Source organism: Pseudomonas sp. N040, assembly GCF_015637705.1.
In the GTDB taxonomy this organism is placed as follows: domain Bacteria; phylum Pseudomonadota; class Gammaproteobacteria; order Pseudomonadales; family Pseudomonadaceae; genus Aquipseudomonas.
The window spans coordinates 1-16,337 of sequence record NZ_JADOBE010000006.1 but is presented as its reverse complement, the minus strand read 5'-3'; the positions used below and the strand labels follow the sequence as shown (position 1 = coordinate 16,337).

At 64.9% G+C, this 16,337-nt stretch carries 14 protein-coding genes; 6 read left to right on the top strand and 8 right to left on the bottom strand.

What is annotated here, in order from left to right; all coding sequences use genetic code 11:
* Window positions 1-57: 57 nt before the first annotated feature.
* A complete protein-coding gene (locus ISX93_RS10260) occupies window positions 58-969 on the bottom strand; it encodes a LysR family transcriptional regulator (protein ID WP_195778640.1) in 912 nt (303 codons plus the stop codon).
* Between the two features lie 98 nt (window positions 970-1,067).
* Between ISX93_RS10260 and ISX93_RS10255 the strand changes: the two genes are divergently transcribed.
* Window positions 1,068-1,508: a PACE efflux transporter gene (locus ISX93_RS10255; protein WP_229732154.1), complete on the top strand. Its 441-nt coding sequence runs from the start codon at window positions 1,068-1,070 to the stop codon at window positions 1,506-1,508.
* Between the two features lie 9 nt (window positions 1,509-1,517).
* Here ISX93_RS10255 and ISX93_RS10250 read toward each other — a convergent pair whose 3' ends face one another.
* Window positions 1,518-1,808: a YkgJ family cysteine cluster protein gene (locus ISX93_RS10250; RefSeq protein ID WP_195778638.1), complete on the bottom strand. Its 291-nt coding sequence runs from the start codon at window positions 1,806-1,808 to the stop codon at window positions 1,518-1,520.
* Window positions 1,809-1,841: 33 nt separating this feature from the next.
* Window positions 1,842-2,849, bottom strand: a complete 1,008-nt coding sequence (gene rlmF, locus ISX93_RS10245) for a 23S rRNA (adenine(1618)-N(6))-methyltransferase RlmF (RefSeq protein ID WP_195778637.1) — start codon at window positions 2,847-2,849, stop codon at window positions 1,842-1,844.
* 227 nt (window positions 2,850-3,076) lie between these two features.
* Between rlmF and ISX93_RS10240 the strand changes: the two genes are divergently transcribed.
* The 3 genes from ISX93_RS10240 to ISX93_RS10230 are packed head-to-tail and all read left to right on the top strand — an operon-like array spanning window position 3,077 to window position 7,975.
* Window positions 3,077-3,736, top strand: a complete 660-nt coding sequence (locus tag ISX93_RS10240) for a TetR/AcrR family transcriptional regulator (RefSeq protein ID WP_195778636.1) — start codon at window positions 3,077-3,079, stop codon at window positions 3,734-3,736.
* Window positions 3,737-3,750: 14 nt separating this feature from the next.
* Window positions 3,751-4,818: an efflux RND transporter periplasmic adaptor subunit gene (locus ISX93_RS10235; RefSeq protein WP_229732153.1), complete on the top strand. Its 1,068-nt coding sequence runs from the start codon at window positions 3,751-3,753 to the stop codon at window positions 4,816-4,818.
* A gap of 1 nt (window position 4,819) precedes the next feature.
* Entirely contained in the window at window positions 4,820-7,975 is a 3,156-nt protein-coding gene (locus ISX93_RS10230; protein ID WP_195778634.1) for an efflux RND transporter permease subunit, read from the top strand.
* A 245-nt stretch (window positions 7,976-8,220) separates the two neighbouring features.
* On the opposite strand, the gene ISX93_RS10225 is transcribed toward ISX93_RS10230, so the two are convergent.
* Genes ISX93_RS10225 through nhaD form a run of 3 tightly spaced genes read right to left on the bottom strand, consistent with a single transcriptional unit; the run spans window position 8,221 to window position 10,643 of the window.
* The gene (locus ISX93_RS10225; RefSeq protein WP_219841010.1) at window positions 8,221-8,943 is read right to left on the bottom strand and encodes a methyltransferase family protein; all 723 of its coding nucleotides are present in this window, start codon (window positions 8,941-8,943) and stop codon (window positions 8,221-8,223) included.
* A 33-nt stretch (window positions 8,944-8,976) separates the two neighbouring features.
* Window positions 8,977-9,273 carry a winged helix-turn-helix domain-containing protein gene (locus ISX93_RS10220; protein ID WP_195778633.1) on the bottom strand — a complete coding sequence of 99 codons (297 nt, stop codon included), beginning with the start codon at window positions 9,271-9,273 and terminating at the stop codon, window positions 8,977-8,979.
* A gap of 14 nt (window positions 9,274-9,287) precedes the next feature.
* Window positions 9,288-10,643 (bottom strand): sodium:proton antiporter NhaD, encoded by a 1,356-nt coding sequence (nhaD, locus tag ISX93_RS10215; protein WP_195778632.1) that lies wholly within the window; start codon window positions 10,641-10,643, stop codon window positions 9,288-9,290.
* Window positions 10,644-10,949: 306 nt separating this feature from the next.
* On the opposite strand from nhaD, the gene ISX93_RS10210 reads away from it, so the two are divergent.
* Window positions 10,950-11,816 (top strand): 3-keto-5-aminohexanoate cleavage protein, encoded by an 867-nt coding sequence (locus ISX93_RS10210; RefSeq protein ID WP_219841009.1) that lies wholly within the window; start codon window positions 10,950-10,952, stop codon window positions 11,814-11,816.
* 946 nt (window positions 11,817-12,762) lie between these two features.
* Here ISX93_RS10210 and ISX93_RS10205 read toward each other — a convergent pair.
* Window positions 12,763-14,007 carry an NADH:flavin oxidoreductase/NADH oxidase family protein gene (locus ISX93_RS10205; protein ID WP_195778630.1) on the bottom strand — a complete coding sequence of 415 codons (1,245 nt, stop codon included), beginning with the start codon at window positions 14,005-14,007 and terminating at the stop codon, window positions 12,763-12,765.
* A gap of 78 nt (window positions 14,008-14,085) precedes the next feature.
* On the opposite strand from ISX93_RS10205, the gene ISX93_RS10200 reads away from it, so the two are divergent.
* Window positions 14,086-14,493, top strand: a complete 408-nt coding sequence (locus ISX93_RS10200; RefSeq protein ID WP_195778629.1) for a MerR family transcriptional regulator — start codon at window positions 14,086-14,088, stop codon at window positions 14,491-14,493.
* Window positions 14,494-14,554: 61 nt separating this feature from the next.
* On the opposite strand, the gene ISX93_RS10195 is transcribed toward ISX93_RS10200, so the two are convergent.
* Window positions 14,555-16,337 (bottom strand): autotransporter family protein (locus tag ISX93_RS10195; protein WP_195778628.1); only part of this gene is annotated, 1,783 nt, incomplete at its 5' end.

Genomic DNA, 16,337 nt, shown 5'->3' with positions numbered 1-16,337 from the left:
CACCCTACGCCCACCCTACGCGCACTCGGCAAACCCATAAGGGGTACTTGGCCTTGATTATGCCGTGGAACGGGGTGGTGGCGCTGCGTGCTGCTTGGCCCGGATCAGTTCGATGAAGTGCTGCGCGCCGAGGCCCAGCGGCCGGCTGGCGGACCAGATGACGTCGACCCACAGCGCCGAGAAGCTGGAAATGTTGTCCAGCGGCAGTTCCACCAGAGTGCCGGCGGCCAGTGGCGGGCGCACCAGCGATTCGGGCAGGAAGCCCCAGCCGAGCCCGGCCTGGAGCATGGTCAGGGCGGCGGTGTGACTGTCGGTCGGCCAGTGGTGATGGGCCTGCAGGAAGCGCGGCGGGGTGGCGTCCTGGGCACGGCCGGCGACCACGATCTGCCGGTATTCGGCCAGGTCCTCGGTGCGCAGGCTGCGTCCGCCGGTCAGCGCCGGATGGCTGGGGGCGATCACCGCCAGCAGGTTTTCCCGGGCCATTTCCTGGCAGCACTCGCGGCTGTCGTACTGCGGGCTTTCGAAGACCACCGCCAGTTGCACGCGGCCGGCATGCAGCAGGCGGATGGCATCGTCTTCCGGGGCGGCGAGGACCTCGACCTGCAGCGAGGGAAAGCGCGCGGCCAGATCGCCCAGCGGCGCGGCCCAGTCCGAGGCCAGCAGTTCCGGGGCGATGGCCAGGCTCAGGCGGCTTTCCAGGCCCTTGGACAGCGCCAGGGCCTGCGCTTCCCACAGTTCGAGCTGCTGCAGCATGAAGCGCGCCTTGGCCTCCAGGGCGCGGGCGGCAACGGTCGGTTGCGGCTCGCGGCCGCGGCGGTCGAACAGTTCGAGGTTGAGATCGGCTTCGAGGTTGGCGATGTTCATGCTCACCGCCGAGGGCACGCGCCCGATGCGGCGGGCGGCGGCAGAGAAGGAACCGCTGTCGAGCACCGCGAGAAAGACCTGGATGGCATCCTTGGTCAGGCTCATCTATCAGCTCTCCTGAAAGAATCTGACTAATCGTTTCAGGGCATTAGACATACAGTGCGGGCATTCTGGCAATCGGTGAGTACGGCGAGATGCAGGGCATGCAGCGCAAGGTGGTGCAGGCGGTCAGCTACGAAGTGCTCGCCCTGCTGGTGGTCGCGCCGGTTCTGGTGTGGGTGTTCGGCAACAGCCTGCTGCTGTCGGGGCTGGTGGCGCTGGCCACTTCGCTGATCGCGGTGGCCTGGAACATGCTGTTCAACGCCTGGTTCGAGGCCTGGGAGGCGCGCCAGCGGCAACCGCGGCGCACGTTGCAGCGGCGCGTGCTGCATGCGCTGGGCTTCGAGGTCGGCCTGCTGCTGTTCACTACCCCGCTGCTGGCCTACGGCCTGGACATCAGCTGGTGGCAGGCGCTGCTCAGCGACCTGCTGCTGATGCTGTTCTACCTGGTCTATGCGTTTTTCTTCCAGTGGGGCTTCGACCTGCTGTTCGGCGCGCCGGCGGCCACGCTCGGGGTACCCGCCAGAATCCAGCCAGGCCGATGACTTGCCGGATCATTGGCCGTGCAGGCGTTCGCTGATGCACTCCTGCGAGCCCATTGCAAACTCCCGGCAAACCCAGGGGCGCACCTCGTAGATCGTGCAGAGCAGGGTGTCGCGATCCAGGGCGGCACACCAGCCGTCATCCAGCCGGCGCATGACTTCACCGCCCCACTGATCGGTTTTGATGAACCTGTCAGGGACGCCCGTATCGGAAATGAGCATGACTTCCAGGCGACAGCAGCAGGCCTGACAGCTGGCGCAGGTTATTGTCGGGGTGGGCAGGTTGGTTATGGGAATGGTCATGGATAGCTTCGAATAAATCGTCGGTGAGCCGAATCAGTGTGATCCTGCGCCAGGCGCCCAGCGCGCTTCTCGCCATTGTCGGCGCTGTGCGGCATCGAGAAAGGTCCAGGCGACGAAGCGACTCTGCTTGTTGCCCTGGGCCATGGCCACGGTGCGCACGGCGCAGGCGCCGAGCTTGTCCAGCTGCTTGTGGATGTCGGCCAGGTTGCCGCCCTTCGAGACCAGCGTGCTGAACCACAGCACCTGGCCGGCGCAGGCCTGGCTTTCGCGGAGCATGCGCTTGACGAAGGAGGCTTCGCCACCGGTGCACCAGAGTTCGTTGTGCTGGCCGCCGAAGTTCAGTTCCGGCAGCTTGCGCCGCGGATCGAGCTTGCCGAGGTTCTTCCATTTGCGCCGGCTGCCGCTGGCGGCTTCAGCGGCGCTGGCGTGGAAGGGCGGGTTGCACAGGCTCAGGTCGAAGCGCTCGGCGTCCTGCAGCAGGCCGGCAAAGATCTGCCCGCGCTGGCTTTGCAGGCGCAACTGGATGGCCGCCGCCAGTCCGTTGGCGGTCACAGTGGCCCGGGCGCAGGCCAGGGCGCTGGCATCGATGTCCGAGCCGAGAAAGTCCCAGCCGTAGTCGCTGTGGCCAAGCAGCGGGTAGATGCAGTTGGCGCCGACGCCGATGTCCAGCACCCGCACCTGCGCGCCGCGCGGGATCACCCCGGCATGCTCTTCGGCCAGCAGGTCGGCCAGGCCGTGCAGGTAATCCGCGCGGCCGGGCACTGGCGGGCACAGGTAGCCCTCGGGCAGTTCCCAGTGGGCGATGCCGTACAGGCTCTTGAGCAGGGCGCGATTGAACACGCGCACGGCGCTGGGGTTGGCGAAGTCGATGCTCGGCTTGCCGTGCGGATTGCTGATCAGGAACGCGCCGAGTTCCGGGCAGGCACTGACCAGTTGCGCAAAGTCGTAGCGCCCCTGGTGCCGGTTGCGCGGGTGCAGCGGGCTTTGTTCCGACGCGGGGGGCGCTGGTGGCTGCTTGGGGTGGCGCGGGGACTGGGACATGGCGGCGGGTTCGGCGGGCTGAGGTAGCGGATTTTCCCACAGGCCGGCCCGGGCTGCAGGGAAAGATTGGATGGGCTGCGCGGTGCCCGGCCCGAGCCGGTGGGTATGCCGTCAACAGGTTGGGTCTGGCGGAGAAATGCCGTTACATCTGCGCTGGCGTGACTGATTGCTGGTTGTGACCGTTGGTCATACCATGACCGCCGGTCACAATTTGCCCGGAAACTCGCATGCGCTTCCAGGATCAAACCTTTCAGCAGCGCGAGCGCAGCATTCTCGATGCGGCGACGCACCTGTTTCACCAGCAGCCCTGGGATCGCCTGACGATTGCCGAGGTGGCAGCGCATGCGCGGATCGGCAAGGGCACCGTCTACAAGCACTTCCCCAGCAAGGAAGCGCTGTATGCGCAGCTGGTGCTGGAATTCTCGCGCAACAACCTGCAACGGCTGACGCTGCAGGCAGCCGACTTGCCGGCCGCGGCAAGGCTGCGCCAGGTGATTCGCCTGGCGTTTGCCGAGCTGCACGCCGATCCGGTGATGGCCCAGCTGTGGATGCACTGCGACCGCCCGGACTTCCGCCAGCGCCTGGCGCCGCAAATGCAGCAGCAGTTTGCCGCGCTGGACGAGTTGCACCAGCAGGTGTTCATGGGCCTGTTGACGGATTTTCTGCACCCGCTGGTGCTTGATGAAGAGCAGTCGATTCGCCTGCTGTGGGCACTGGAAGCCAGCTTCCTCGGGGTCATGGCGCGGATTGCCACCGGCAGTTTTGCCTTCTGCGAGGCACCCTTCCGGGTCGAGGAATATTTCGACCAGATCAGCGATTTCATCATCGCCGGCCTGCAGGGCCAGGCGGCACAGTTTTCCCCACACTACCCACTTGAGAAGGCCTGAGCATGTTCAGTCTGATGAGTAAACGTCCCTGGCTGATTGCCGTTCTGATTGCGCTGCTGCTGGTGCTGTGGATGTTCAGCGGCAGTGTGTTGCAGAGCCGCGAGAGTGTCGATGTGGCCCCGCAGGCGGCCAGGAAGCACCTGTCGCAGGTTGCGGTGACCTGGCTGGAGGCCACGCCGGTGTCGAGTCAGCAGGTGCTGCAAGGCCAGCTCGAAGCCTGGCGCCAGGTCGAGATGCGCGCTCAGGTCAGTGGCACGGTCGAGCAGCTGGACCAGGAGAAGGGCGCCGAGGTGAGTGCCGGGCAATTGCTGTTGAGTCTCTCCGCGGAAAACCGTCCGGCCCAGCTGCAGCGCGAGGAGGCTGCCGTCCTGCAGCGCGAGGCGGCGGTCAAGGCTGCCCGCCAGTTGCGGACCAGCAAGCTGGTCTCGGCCAATGACCTGCTCAAGGTCGAGAGTGAGCTGGCCGATGCCCGCGCCAAGCTCGGCGCAGCGCGGCTGGCGCTGGAGAACACGCGGATCCGGGCGCCGTTCGCCGGGGTGCTGGATGAACGGCAGGTCGAGCTGGGCGATTACGTGCAGCCGGGGCAGGCACTGCTGACCCTGGTGGATATCACGCGGCTGAAAGTCAGCGCGCAGATACCGCAGCAACAGGTAGCCAAGCTGCAGCTCGGCCAGCCGGTGCGGGTCGAGTTGCTTGACGGCCGCCAGTTGCAGGGCCGGGTGCATTTCATCGCGGCCGCGGCCGAGCCCGGTTCGCGCAGCTTTCGCGTCGAGGTGAGCGTCGACAATCCGCAGCGCCTGCGCCTGGCCGGGGCCAGCGCCACGCTGCGCATCGATACCGGCGAGACGTTGGGTCATCCCTTGTCGCCGGCGCTGATCAGCCTGGACTCGGCCGGGCGGATGGGCGTGAAGTGGGTCGACGGGCAACAGCGGGTGGTGTTTACCCCGGTGCAGCTGCTCAGTGTCAATCGCGAGGAGGCCTGGGTCAGTGGCCTGCCGGCGAAGGTGGCGCTGATTACCCTCGGCCAGGGCTTTGTCGAGGCGGGCGAGCAGGTGCAGGTGATCGACGGCGGGGCGCGCTGAGATGAAGGCATTGATCTCCGCTGCGCTGGATCGCAGCAGCGCCACCCTGCTGTTTCTGCTGTTTCTGCTGATTGGCGGGATTGCGGCCTATGTGGCGATTCCCAAGGAATCCGATCCGGATGTCAGCATTCCCTACATCTATGTCGCCATGCAGCTCGAGGGCATCAGCCCGGAGGATGCCGAGCGCTTGCTGGTGCGGCCAATGGAGCAGGAGTTGCGCAGCCTGGCCGGGGTCAAGGAAATGACCTCAACCGCCAGCGAGGGCCGGGCCACGGTGACGCTGGAATTCGATGCCGGCTTCAATGCCCGGCAGGCGCTGGCCGATGTGCGCGAGAAGGTCGATAACGCGCGCAGCAAGCTGCCGGAAGAGGCCGAGGAACCAGAGGTGCAGGAGATCAACATCTCGCTGTTCCCGGTGCTGGCGATCGGCCTGTCCGGGCCGGTATCCGAGCCGGAACTGGTGTACGCGGCCAGGCGCCTGAAGGACAGTATCGAAGGCATTGGCGATGTGCTGGAAGTGGATATCGGCGGTGACCGCGAGGACCTGCTGGAAATCCTCGTCGATCCGCAGGTACTCGACAGTTACGGCATCGACTATGCCGAGCTGTTCAGCCTGGTCAGCAGCAACAACCGGCTGGTCGCTGCGGGCAGCCTGGACACCGGTGCCGGACGCATGAGCATCAAGGTGCCGGGGGTGATCGAGAACCTCGAGGACGTCATGTCGCTGCCGATCAAGGTGCGCGGCAACAGCGTGGTGACCTTTGCCGATGTCGCCACCATTCGCCGCACCTTCAAGGATCCGGTCGGTTTTGCCCGCCTGAATGGCCAGCCGGCGGTGGTGCTGGAAGTGTCCAAGCGCAGCGGCGCCAACATCATCCAGACCATCGAGCAGGTCAAGGCGCTGATGGAGCAGGCCAAGCCGTTGCTGCCCAAGGGGGTGGTCGTCAGTTATGTGATGGACGATTCCATCGAGATCCGCGAAATGTTGGCGGACCTGATGAACAACGTGCTGACCGCCATCGTGCTGGTGCTGATCCTGATCATTGCCACCATGGGCGTACGCCCGGCGCTGCTGGTCGGCCTGAGCATTCCCGGTTCGTTTTTCACCGGCATCCTGCTGATCTGGATGCTCGGCTACACCATGAACATGGTGGTGCTGTTCAGCCTGATCCTGGTCTCCGGGATGCTGGTGGACGGTGCCATCGTGGTTTCCGAGCTGGCTGATCGCTACCTCAGCCAGGGCCAGCCACCGCGCAAGGCCTGGGCAAATGCAGCAACCCGCATGGCCTGGCCGGTATTCTCGTCGACCGCGACCACCCTGATGGTGTTCCTGCCGCTGTTGTTCTGGCCGGGAGTGGTCGGCGAGTTCATGTTCTACATTCCGGTGACCGTGGTGCTCTGCCTGCTCGCTTCGCTGGCCATGGCGCTGGTGTTCATGCCGGTACTGGGCGCGGTTACCGGTGGCAAGGTTCAACCGCCGAGCAGCCAGGCCAGTGCCGGTGGTCTGGCCTATCGCCGCCTGCTGCAGAAGCTGGTGGCGCGTCCGGGGCTGACGCTGGCGGGCATGCTCGGGGTGATTGCGCTGATCTATCTGGCCTACGGGCGTTTCAACCACGGCGTGGAGTTCTTTCCCGAGGTCGAGCCAGACAGCGCGCAGGTGCTGGTGCATGCGCGTGGCGATCTGTCGATACACGAGAAAGACGCGCTGGTGCAGAAGGTCGAGGCCAGACTGCTGGGCATGCCGGAGCTGGAAGGCATCTATGCGCGCTCCATGGCCTTTCCCGAAGGTGGTCGCCTTGGCGAGGATGTCATCGGTGTGTTGCAGTTCAATTTCATCGACTGGCAGGAGCGGCGCCGCTGGTCGCTGATTCAGGCCGACATGTTGCAGCGCACAGAGAATTTGCCCGGAGTAAGGCTGGAGTTTCGTAAAGAGACCTCGGGCCCCGGTGAAGGCAAGCCATTCAACCTGAAAGTCAGCTCGCACGATCCGGCGCAGGCTGCCCAGTGGGTGGAAAGCCTGCGCGGGATCATGGACGGCTTGGGCGGCTTCAAGGATATCGAGGATGACCGTGCGCTGCCCGGGGTGGAATGGCGGATGAAGGTCGATCGCGAGTCGGCTGCGCGTTTCGGCGCCGATGTGCTGAGTGTCGGCAATGCCGTGCAGATGGTGACCAACGGCCTCAAGTTGTCCACCTATCGCCCGGAAGATGCCACCGACGAGGTGGATATCCGCGTGCGCCTGCCGGACAACTGGCGCTCGCTCGACCAGTTCGGTCGGCTGACCCTGCGCTCGGCCCAGGGCCAGGTGCCGCTGTCCAACTTTGTCAGCCTCGAGCCGGCGCCCAAGGTTGGTACGCTGCGCCGCGTCGATGGGCAGCGAACCATTACGGTGCAGGCCGATATTGCTGAAGACCACCGGCTGGATGAGCGCCTGCAGGCGCTGATGGAAGCCATCGGACAGCCCCCGGAAGGCATCATGCTGCGCGTCGGCGGTGAAGAGGAGGACCAGCAGGAGGCCGCCGACTTCCTCATGCTGGCGTTTGCCGTGGCGGTGTTCGGCATGGCGATGATCCTGGTGTTGCAGTTCAACAGCATCTACCAGGCCTTGCTGGTGCTCTCGGCCATCGTGCTGTCCACCGCCGGGGTGCTGCTGGGACTGCTGGTCAACAGCCAGGCGTTCGGCATCGTCATGGTCGGCATGGGCGTGATCGCGCTGGCCGGCATCGTGGTGAACAACAACATCATCCTGATCGACACCTACAACCACCTGCGCCAACAGGGGCTGGATTCGCCCCGGGCGGCGCTCGAGGCGGGCTGCCTGCGTCTGCGCCCGGTGCTGCTGACGGCGGTCACCACGGTGCTTGGGTTGCTGCCGATGGTCCTCGGGGTGAATGTCGACCTGGTCAACGCCAGCCTGGGCATCGGCGCGCCCTCGACCCAGTGGTGGACGCAGATGTCCAGTGCGATTGCCGGTGGCCTGAGCTTCGCCACCGTGCTGACCCTGCTGGTGACGCCATGCATGCTGGTGCTGGGGGCGCGTTTCGAGCCAGCGTTCAAGCCGCTGGATGTTGCCGATGCCGAGTTGCTGGATATTCCTGACGAGTTCAATGCGGCTTTGCGGCAGAAGCAGGCCATCTCGACTGTGCAGGAAAGGTAGGTCGGGTTGAGCGCAGCGAAGCCCAGCAGGTGGTTCCGCAAGCACGCTGTTGGGCTTCGCCGCATTGCGGCTCAACCCAACCTACGGTGCGGGTGCGATAACAATGCGCTGTCTGCAGCGCTGTGTAGGTTGGGTTGAGCGCAGCGAAGCCCAACAGGTGTAGACGCAGGAAGCCCTGCTGTTGGGCTTCGCGCTGCAGCTGCTCAACCCAACCTGCAGGAGCGAATGGTTAGGCTGAGCGCCGTTTACAGCACGAACGGCAGCAGCCACCAGCTGCGCTGCTTGTACGCCGCCCATTCCGGGTAGCGCGACATGCTGGCTTCCTTCATCCGCATGTTGACGGCGAACAGCCCCAGCCAGACCCAGGCCAGCACCAGCACGGGTAGCCAGTGCCAGACCAGCAGCGCGAAGCTGCCGTAGATCATCATTTCGCCCAGATAGTTGGGGTGGCGGATATAGCGGTGCACGCCATCGGTGATCAGCCCGCGCCTGACCCGCAGGGTGTAGAACTTCTGCGCATCGGCGGCAATCATCAGCACCATGCCCAGGCAGCACAGGCTGATGCACAGGCAGTACCAGGCGTAGTCGGGCAGCGGGTAGTCCGGTTGCGCGGTGCCGGAGATCAGCAGCCAGCCGAACACCCAGTACCAGCCGAGCACGCCGAGAAAGGCATTGAGGCCGCCGAGCAGGGTGATGCGTACCTGCCAGTTGGGGTCGGGAAAGGCCAGGTCCTTGAGCAGCCAGACCAGCCCGTAGGTGCCATGCAGGGCCAGGTAGATCCAGGCGCCGGTGGTGTGGTTGTCGTACAGCCAGATCAGCCAGCCGAGGAAGAAGAAGGTCCCGCCTTTCTGCAGGTTGATCACCCAGGAGAACTTCCACGGCCGCGGACCGCCACCGATGTCCTGGGTCAGCCAGTTGGTGAAGCGGCGCATGTTCTGGGCCCAGGCGGGGGCGTTCGGTGTACTCATGGCAGGCGTGTTCCCTGTGGGGTGGCGGAAGGGTTACGGGTAGCCCAGCAGCTGGCGCAGGCGGGGCAGGTGAGTCTCGACCCAGCGGCGGTCAATCGGCCCCCAGCTGGCGATACGGTAGTGGCCGCTGTTGTTGCGTGCGCCGGCGTCCTGCTCGAACACGCAGTCGATATCCAGCTCGGCCAGCGCGGCGAGGGTGTCCTGGGCGGTGCGCCGCGGCATGCCGGTGGCCGCCATCAGCGCCGGCACGCTGCAGGCCTGGCCACTGTCGATCAGCCAGGCCACGTACAGGCGGCGGTAGAAACTGCTGCGGGTCTTGCTGATTTCCATGGGCTTTGCTTGCCTCAGAACTGCGCCAGGCCGATATAGGTGGCGGCACCCGCCAGATAGCCGAGCAGCGCCAGCAGGCTGATCTTCTTCAGGTACCAGAGGAAGTCGATCTTCTCCATGCCCATCGCCGCCACCCCGGCCGCCGAGCCGATGATCAGGCAGCTGCCACCGGTACCGGCGCAATACGCCAGCAGTTCCCAGAAGGCGCCGTCGACCACAAAGCTGCCGAGCCAGCCGCTCTGGTCGCCCGCCGTTGCCAGGGCCTCTGCGCTGACCAGTGGATACATCTTCATGGCACCGGCCACCAGGGGCACGTTGTCGACCACGGCGGACAGCAGGCCAATGGCGATATTGATGGCGTAGACGTTGCCCAGGCTGTCCTTCAGGGCCGTGGCAACCTGGGTCAGGTGGCCGGCGGTAGCCAGGCTGGAGACTGCCAGCAGGATGCCGAGGAAGAACAGGATGCTGGTGGTGTCGATCTTGCGCAGCACGCCGACCACCGAGAGTTCGTGCCGGTCTTCGGCATTCTTGCTGCGGTGAAGGATTTCCGTGGTGACCCAGAGTACGCCGAGGCCGAACAGGATGCCCATGTAGGGAGGCAGGTGGGTCAGAGCCTTGAATACCGGAACGAACAGCAGGGCGCCGACGCCCAGGATGAACACCAGGTTGCGCTCGAAAGGGGTGGTGGGGTCGGGACTGTGCTCTTCCAGCACTTCCAGTGCGGGGCGCTCGAATTCGCCTTTCATGGTCAGGCTGAGGAAGATCAGTGGCACCAGCAGGCAGACCAGGCTGGGGATGAGCAGCTGGCCAATGATGCCGCTGGCGGTGATCTGGTTGCCGATCCAGAGCATGGTGGTGGTGACATCGCCAATCGGTGACCAGGCGCCACCGGCGTTGGCCGCGATGACCACGATGCCGGCATAGAACCAGCGTTCATGGCGATCCTTGAGCAGTTTGCGCAGCAGCGAAACCATGACGATGGTGGTGGTCAGGTTGTCCAGCGTGGCAGACAGGAAGAAGGTGATGAAGCCGATCAGCCAGAGCAGGGTGACCCGCCGGTTGGTGCGGATGCGATCGGTAATGACCTTGAAACCGTCATGCGCGTCGATCAGTTCGACGATGGTCATGGCGCCCATCAGGAAAAACAGGATCTCGGAAATTTCCCCGAGATGGTGGCGCAATTCGCCGCTGATGCCATGCGCCGCGGCGCTTTGCAGGGCTGGCAGGATGCTCTCGGCACCCAGCACCAGAACCGTCCAGCAGAACACCGCGGTAAGAATCGCCGAGGCTGCCTTGTCGATTTGCAGTGGGTGTTCGAAGGCGATGCACAGGTAGCCGGCAATGAAGATCAGTGCCATCAGGGCATACATGAGGTTTTTTCCCCTTGGTTTTAATTGTATTCAAAGGTTGCAGCATGCCCTAATCGGTACGCGCTTTGAAGGCGGATGCCCTGCTGGCGTGCCGGTGTCTCCTGCTGCCGGGCCTGCCAGTGACAGGCAGACTGTGGCCGGTATTGCCGGATAAATTAATGGCATTTCTGCCAAACATGCGAAATGTGGCGTGTGTGCCGTGGCTCTTCGGCGGTTTTGTCGCCGTGCCGGCGCATCCTGGCCTCCTACAATGCGGCCTGCTGTGTTCCCTGATGACTTGGTTGAATCCTTACTCGAGGTTGCATGATGAACAAGGCGATTCTGACCTGCGCGCTGACCGGCGTGCTCACCGATCCCAAGCAGCACCCGGTACCCGTGACCCCGGCCGAGATGGCCGCCGAAGCCCGCGCCGCCTATGACGCCGGCGCCTCGATCATGCACGTGCATGTGCGCCAGCAGGAGGAAGGCAAGGGGCACCTGCCGTCCTGGGATCCGCAAGTGATGTTCGAGGTGAGCGAGGCCATCCGGGACGCCTGCCCCGGGGTGATCATCAACCTGACCACCGGGGTGGTCGGCAAGGATATCTCCGGCCCGCTGGCCTGCATTCGCCGCCTGAAGCCGGAAATCGCCGCCTGCAACGCCGGTTCGCTGAACTACCTGAAGATCAGGAGCGACGGCAAGTGGGCCTGGCCGCCGATGGTCTTCGACAACCCGGTGGCGAAGATCCAGGAGTTCATCACGGTGATGGACGAGTGCGGGACCCATCCGGAATTCGAGTGTTTCGACGTCGGCATCATGCGCTCGGTGGGCATGTTCAAGAAGGCCGGCATGGTCAAGGACATCGAATACAACTTCGTCATGGGCGTCGCCTCCGGCATGCCGGTGGATGCCGAGTTGCTGGTCCTGCTCGAGCGCTGGCGCGAGCCGGGGACCTTCTGGCAAACCACGCTGATCGGCCGCGAGGAAATCTGGCCAGTGCACCAGAAGACCGCCGACCTCGGCGGCATGTTGCGCAGCGGCCTGGAGGATACCTTCTACCTGCCCGACGGTTCACGCGCGCGCGGCAACGGCGACCTGATCAGCGAACTGGCCGCCTGCGCGCGCCGCGCCGGGAGAGAGATCGCCAGCCCGGACGAGGCCCGCGCGATGTTGCAGCTCAAGCCGCGTCCCTGAGTATTTGCAGCGCTGAAACAAAGAGCCCCGCTCATCGGTTGTCTACCAGTGAGTGGGGATTATTTTGTGGGCTGTGATTTTCGCAGTTCATGAGTGGGGAATGGTTTGGCAATCCGCTGCTGATTTTTTGGCTGAGCCGGGCTGGTTATCGCAGTCGCTAGATCGCTTGGGTTGCGCCCCGCCGGGCGCCTCACTTTTCTTGACTCGCTATGCTCGCCCTGCGGGCCAGCCTGCGGCTGTTACTTCGCTGCGCTGCGTTTGCTTGTGCAAAGAAAAGTAAGCAAAAGAAACACCCCCCGGCATGCGGGTCTCGCTACGCTCGACTCCCCTCGTTCCGGCACTGTTCCGAGGGTCGTCACGAAGGGCCATCCATGGCCCATCGTTCCTCATTTGGCATCCCTGCCAAATGCCCCTCTGCACAGCACCTGCACTCGGCCTCCTGACGGGGACGGTCCGACTACCGAAGCCATTTGTTCGACTTGAGACCGAAAAAGCTGTTGGTGTGCACGGACTGACAGTCCCGTCAGGAGGGTGAGCGGAATCGGTGTGGAGGGGGTTGAGCGGCATGGATGCCGCGAGAGCTGCGATGGGCCAAGGATGGCCCTTCGCAGCGTGCCCCCGGAGCATCGATGGAGCGAACGCACCCGGCATGCAGCGCAGCGAAATGCCGGGCCGGATGCCGGGCGCGCTTTCTCTTTGCTTACTTTCTCTTTGCACAAGCAAACGTAGCGAAGCGGAGTAACAGCCGCAGGCTGGCCCGCAGGGCGAGCACAGCGAGTCAAGAGAAAGTAACTCGCCATCAAGGCGAAAAGGGGGGCGCAGGGACAAGGAAGACGCTGCGATGCAGCTCGCAATCTCACTGCCAGCCAAAAGCACAGCAGCGGATTGCCAATCCGCTACAACTCACCCACTTCCCCGCAACCTGCGCAGCACCTGAACGCCATCTTCAGGCCTGCTTCTGCTGCGTCAGCCAGTTGCGATAGCGGCGGGTCAGGCGTTGCACGCGCAGGCGGTCGAGGATCAATGACAGCAGCGGCGAGGCATCCGGCTTGCTGTTGCGCCGCGCGCCGAGGCGGCGCAACTGGCGCTTGATCACCGACATGGTGGCCAGTGCGGCCATGGTCTTGTCCGACCAGGTCACCGGCGGCAGGCTGGCTTCGGCGTCTTCGCCGGTACGCCAGCGCGCCGGCAGGTCGGGGGCTAGGGTCAGCGCCGTGGCCATGCCGACCATGGCCACGCCCTGGACGATGACTTGTTCGGCCACCGCACGGCGGCGGATGCCGCCGGTGGTCATCAGCGGCATGCGCGCGGCACCGGCCAGCTGCGCGGCAAATTCGAGGAAGTAGGCTTCGCGCGCCAGTGTGCGGCCATCGGTGGTACGCCCTTGCATGGCCGGGCTTTCGTAGCTGCCGCCGGACAGTTCGAGCAGGTCCACCGGCAGCTGGTTGAGCAGTTGCACGGTGGCCAGGGCGTCGGCAGCGTCGAAGCCGCCACGCTGGAAGTCGGCGGAGTTGATCTTCACCGCCACGGCAAAGCCGGGGGAGACCCGTGCCCGCACCGCACGGATCACCGCGCAGAGCAGGCGCGCGCGGTTTTCCAGCGCGCCGCCCCACTGATCGGTGCGGCGGTTGCTCAATGGCGAGAGGAACTGGGACAGCAGGTAGCCGTGGGCAGCATGGATCTGCACGCCATGGAAGCCGGCCTGCTCGGCCAGCTGCGCGCTGCTGGCGAAGCGCTCGATCAGCTCGGCGATCTCGGCCTCGTCCATGGCCTTGGGCTGGCCGAACAGGTGCGAGTGCTTGCCCATGTCCAGCGCCACCGCCGAAGGCGCCCAGCAGTTGCCGCCCATGCTGGCGAACACCTGGCGGCCCGGGTGGTTGAGCTGCATCCAGACCTGCGCGCCGCCTTCCTGCGCGGCTTTGGCCCAGCGCTTGAAGGGCTCCAGCGGCGTACCTTGCTGCAGCACCACGCCGCCCGGGCCGGTCATGGCGCGTCCGTCGACCATCACGTTGCCGGTGATGATCAGTCCGATGCCGCCCTCGGCCCAGCGCCGGTAGAGACCGGTCAGGGTGTCGCCGGGCAGCTGACCGGGCACCGCCATGTTCTCTTCCATGGCGGCCTTGGCCAGACGATTGGGAATCACCGCGCCGCAGGGCAGCGCGAGCGGGGTGAATAGCGCAGAGTGGGTCATGCTGGAATTCCGCTGTTGGCTTGAGTTGCCGCGATGCTAAGCTTGAAGCTGGCTTTAAGGTCAAGCGCGGAGCGTGTCATGCGGATTGGTGAGTTGGCGGGGCTGAGCGGAGTGGCCGCGTCGACCCTGCGGTTTTATGAAGGCAACGGCCTGTTGCCGGCCCCGCGCCGAGCCGGCAACGGCTATCGCGACTATCCGGTGGAAACCCTCGAGCGCATCGGCCTGATCCGCCTGGCGCAAAGCCTCGGCTTCAATCTGGAGCAGATCCGCAAGGTGCTCGCCAGCCAGGGCAGCGAAGGCTCGCACGCGATGATCGTGCAGGGCCTGCAGGCGCGCCTGGAAGAGATCGAGCAGTTGCAGGTCCGCCTTGGCGAACAGCGCCAGGGCATCCTGGAGATGCTCGACGGCCTGCGCAACAACCCGGCCGGTGCCGCTTGTGCTCACGCAGGCAAGCTGCTGCCGCGGCAGGCAGACAGGCGCGGATAGGGCGCATAGCCGGCTGTGCGGCAGCGCCGGCCAGCCAGGGAGCCGAAAAATGGGGCTTCCCTTACCAGGCGAAGCTGTAACGCAGCGTGATTGCCTGTTGCTGATTGCTGCTGTCGTCGCTGGCAAAACCACCGTCATAGCCCAGTCGCAAGCTGCCGTTGCCGCCCATGAACAGGGTTGCCGCCAGGCCGGCGCGCAGTTCATTGGGCGGCAAGTCAGCGGTTTCTTGCTGCATGTTGGTTGAGGTGTAATCCCCGGCATAGATGCCGGACAGAGTGGTGCTGGTGGGGTTGAATTCGTGCTGCCAGCCGAGGCTTCCTTCCAGCGTCAGGGGCATGTCCCCCAGGGCGCTGTCCCAGGCCAGTTCCGCTCCCAGCAGTGACTGCAGGCTGCTCTGCTGCTGGCCGTCTGCGGAGAAACTTTCGATGCTGCCGCCGTCTTCATGGTAGCTGGAACGGTTCAGCCAGGTCGCCTGCAGGCTTGCCAGCGGGCTGGCCCGCAGGTTGTTGCCGAGCGCGTACCAGTAGCGGCCTTCGATTGCCGCCATGCCCTGCCATGCGTGGTAGTCGGCCTTGGCTGCTGCGCCGAGCAGGGTGTCGCGCTTGCTGGATATGTCGTAGTAGCTGCCGCCCAGCCAGCCGCGCAGATCGACAGGACCGGCGCGCCACTGGCTCCACAGGTAGCCGCTGGTGGTGTCGCTGTCGGCATGTCCTGCACTGCTGTCATACAGGTTGGCATCGCCGCCGCCCAGCGCCACACCCAGCCACAAGTTGTCATTGGCGGCGAATCCCGCACCGATCAAGCCGTCAGCTGCATGGTTGTCATCGCTGGTCAGGCTGCCCGGTTCCGATTGCCTGGCCCACCAGCTGCTGCCTTGCATGAAGGTGCAGCGCGTGCTCGCCTCGCCAGCCCCGCTGTTCTCGTCGCAGCGCGGGCGCTGGCGAGCCATGCCAAGCACGGCTGCCTGCCACAGGCCCTGGTCGGCGGCGGCCAGGACGCTGGGCGCCTTGCCGGTGACCAGTACCGGCACCGGGGTGCGTACCACCAGTTCCACGTCCGTGGCGTTGGGGTATTCCAGCCGGACGTCACCGTTAGACAGGGCTACATATTGGGTGCCGCCCAGTCCGCCATCTGCGCGCAGCATCAGGTAGCGCATGGCCCGGGTCGGACTGGCGGCCAGGGCCGCATCGAACTCGGCAGTAGTACTCAGCGGTTGCAGCACCACTGAACCGCCGGCGAGGTTGCCGCTGCCGGTAACATGAATCAGATCGGCGTCCTGTTCGGCCAGCGTCGAGCCTTCCAGCATGTTGCGCCCACGCGACTGGCCCAGCGGTACGGCACGGTATTCGAACTGGTAAACCCCCTGCTGGGTGAAGTTGCCGTTGATGGTCAAAGTCCCGATCGAGTTGCCCGGAGCAATGCTTGCCCCTGATTGGACGAAGAGGTTGCCGATGCTGCCATTGCCCTTGATCAGCGCGCCCGAAAGCACATCGGTCTGACTGGATGCGGCGATGGAGCCGTTGACCTGCAACATGCCGGCGCTCACCGTGGTGGCACCGGTGTAGCTGTTCAGCCCGTTGAGACGCAGGGTGCCGCTGCCCAACTGGTTAAGTGTGCCGTTGCCGGCAATGATGCTGTCGATGTCGATGTCATCGCTGCGGTAGAAGTTCAGGATGCCATCGTTCACTACGTCCCCGTTGCCCAGACTGCCAGTGGTACCGCCACTCCCTACCTGCAGGGTGCCGGCGTTGACCGTGGTGCCGCCGCTGTAGGTGTTGGTGCCGGTAAGGGTGGTGGTGCCGCTGCCGGCCTGAACCAGTGCGCCGCTGCCGGAAATGCTGTTG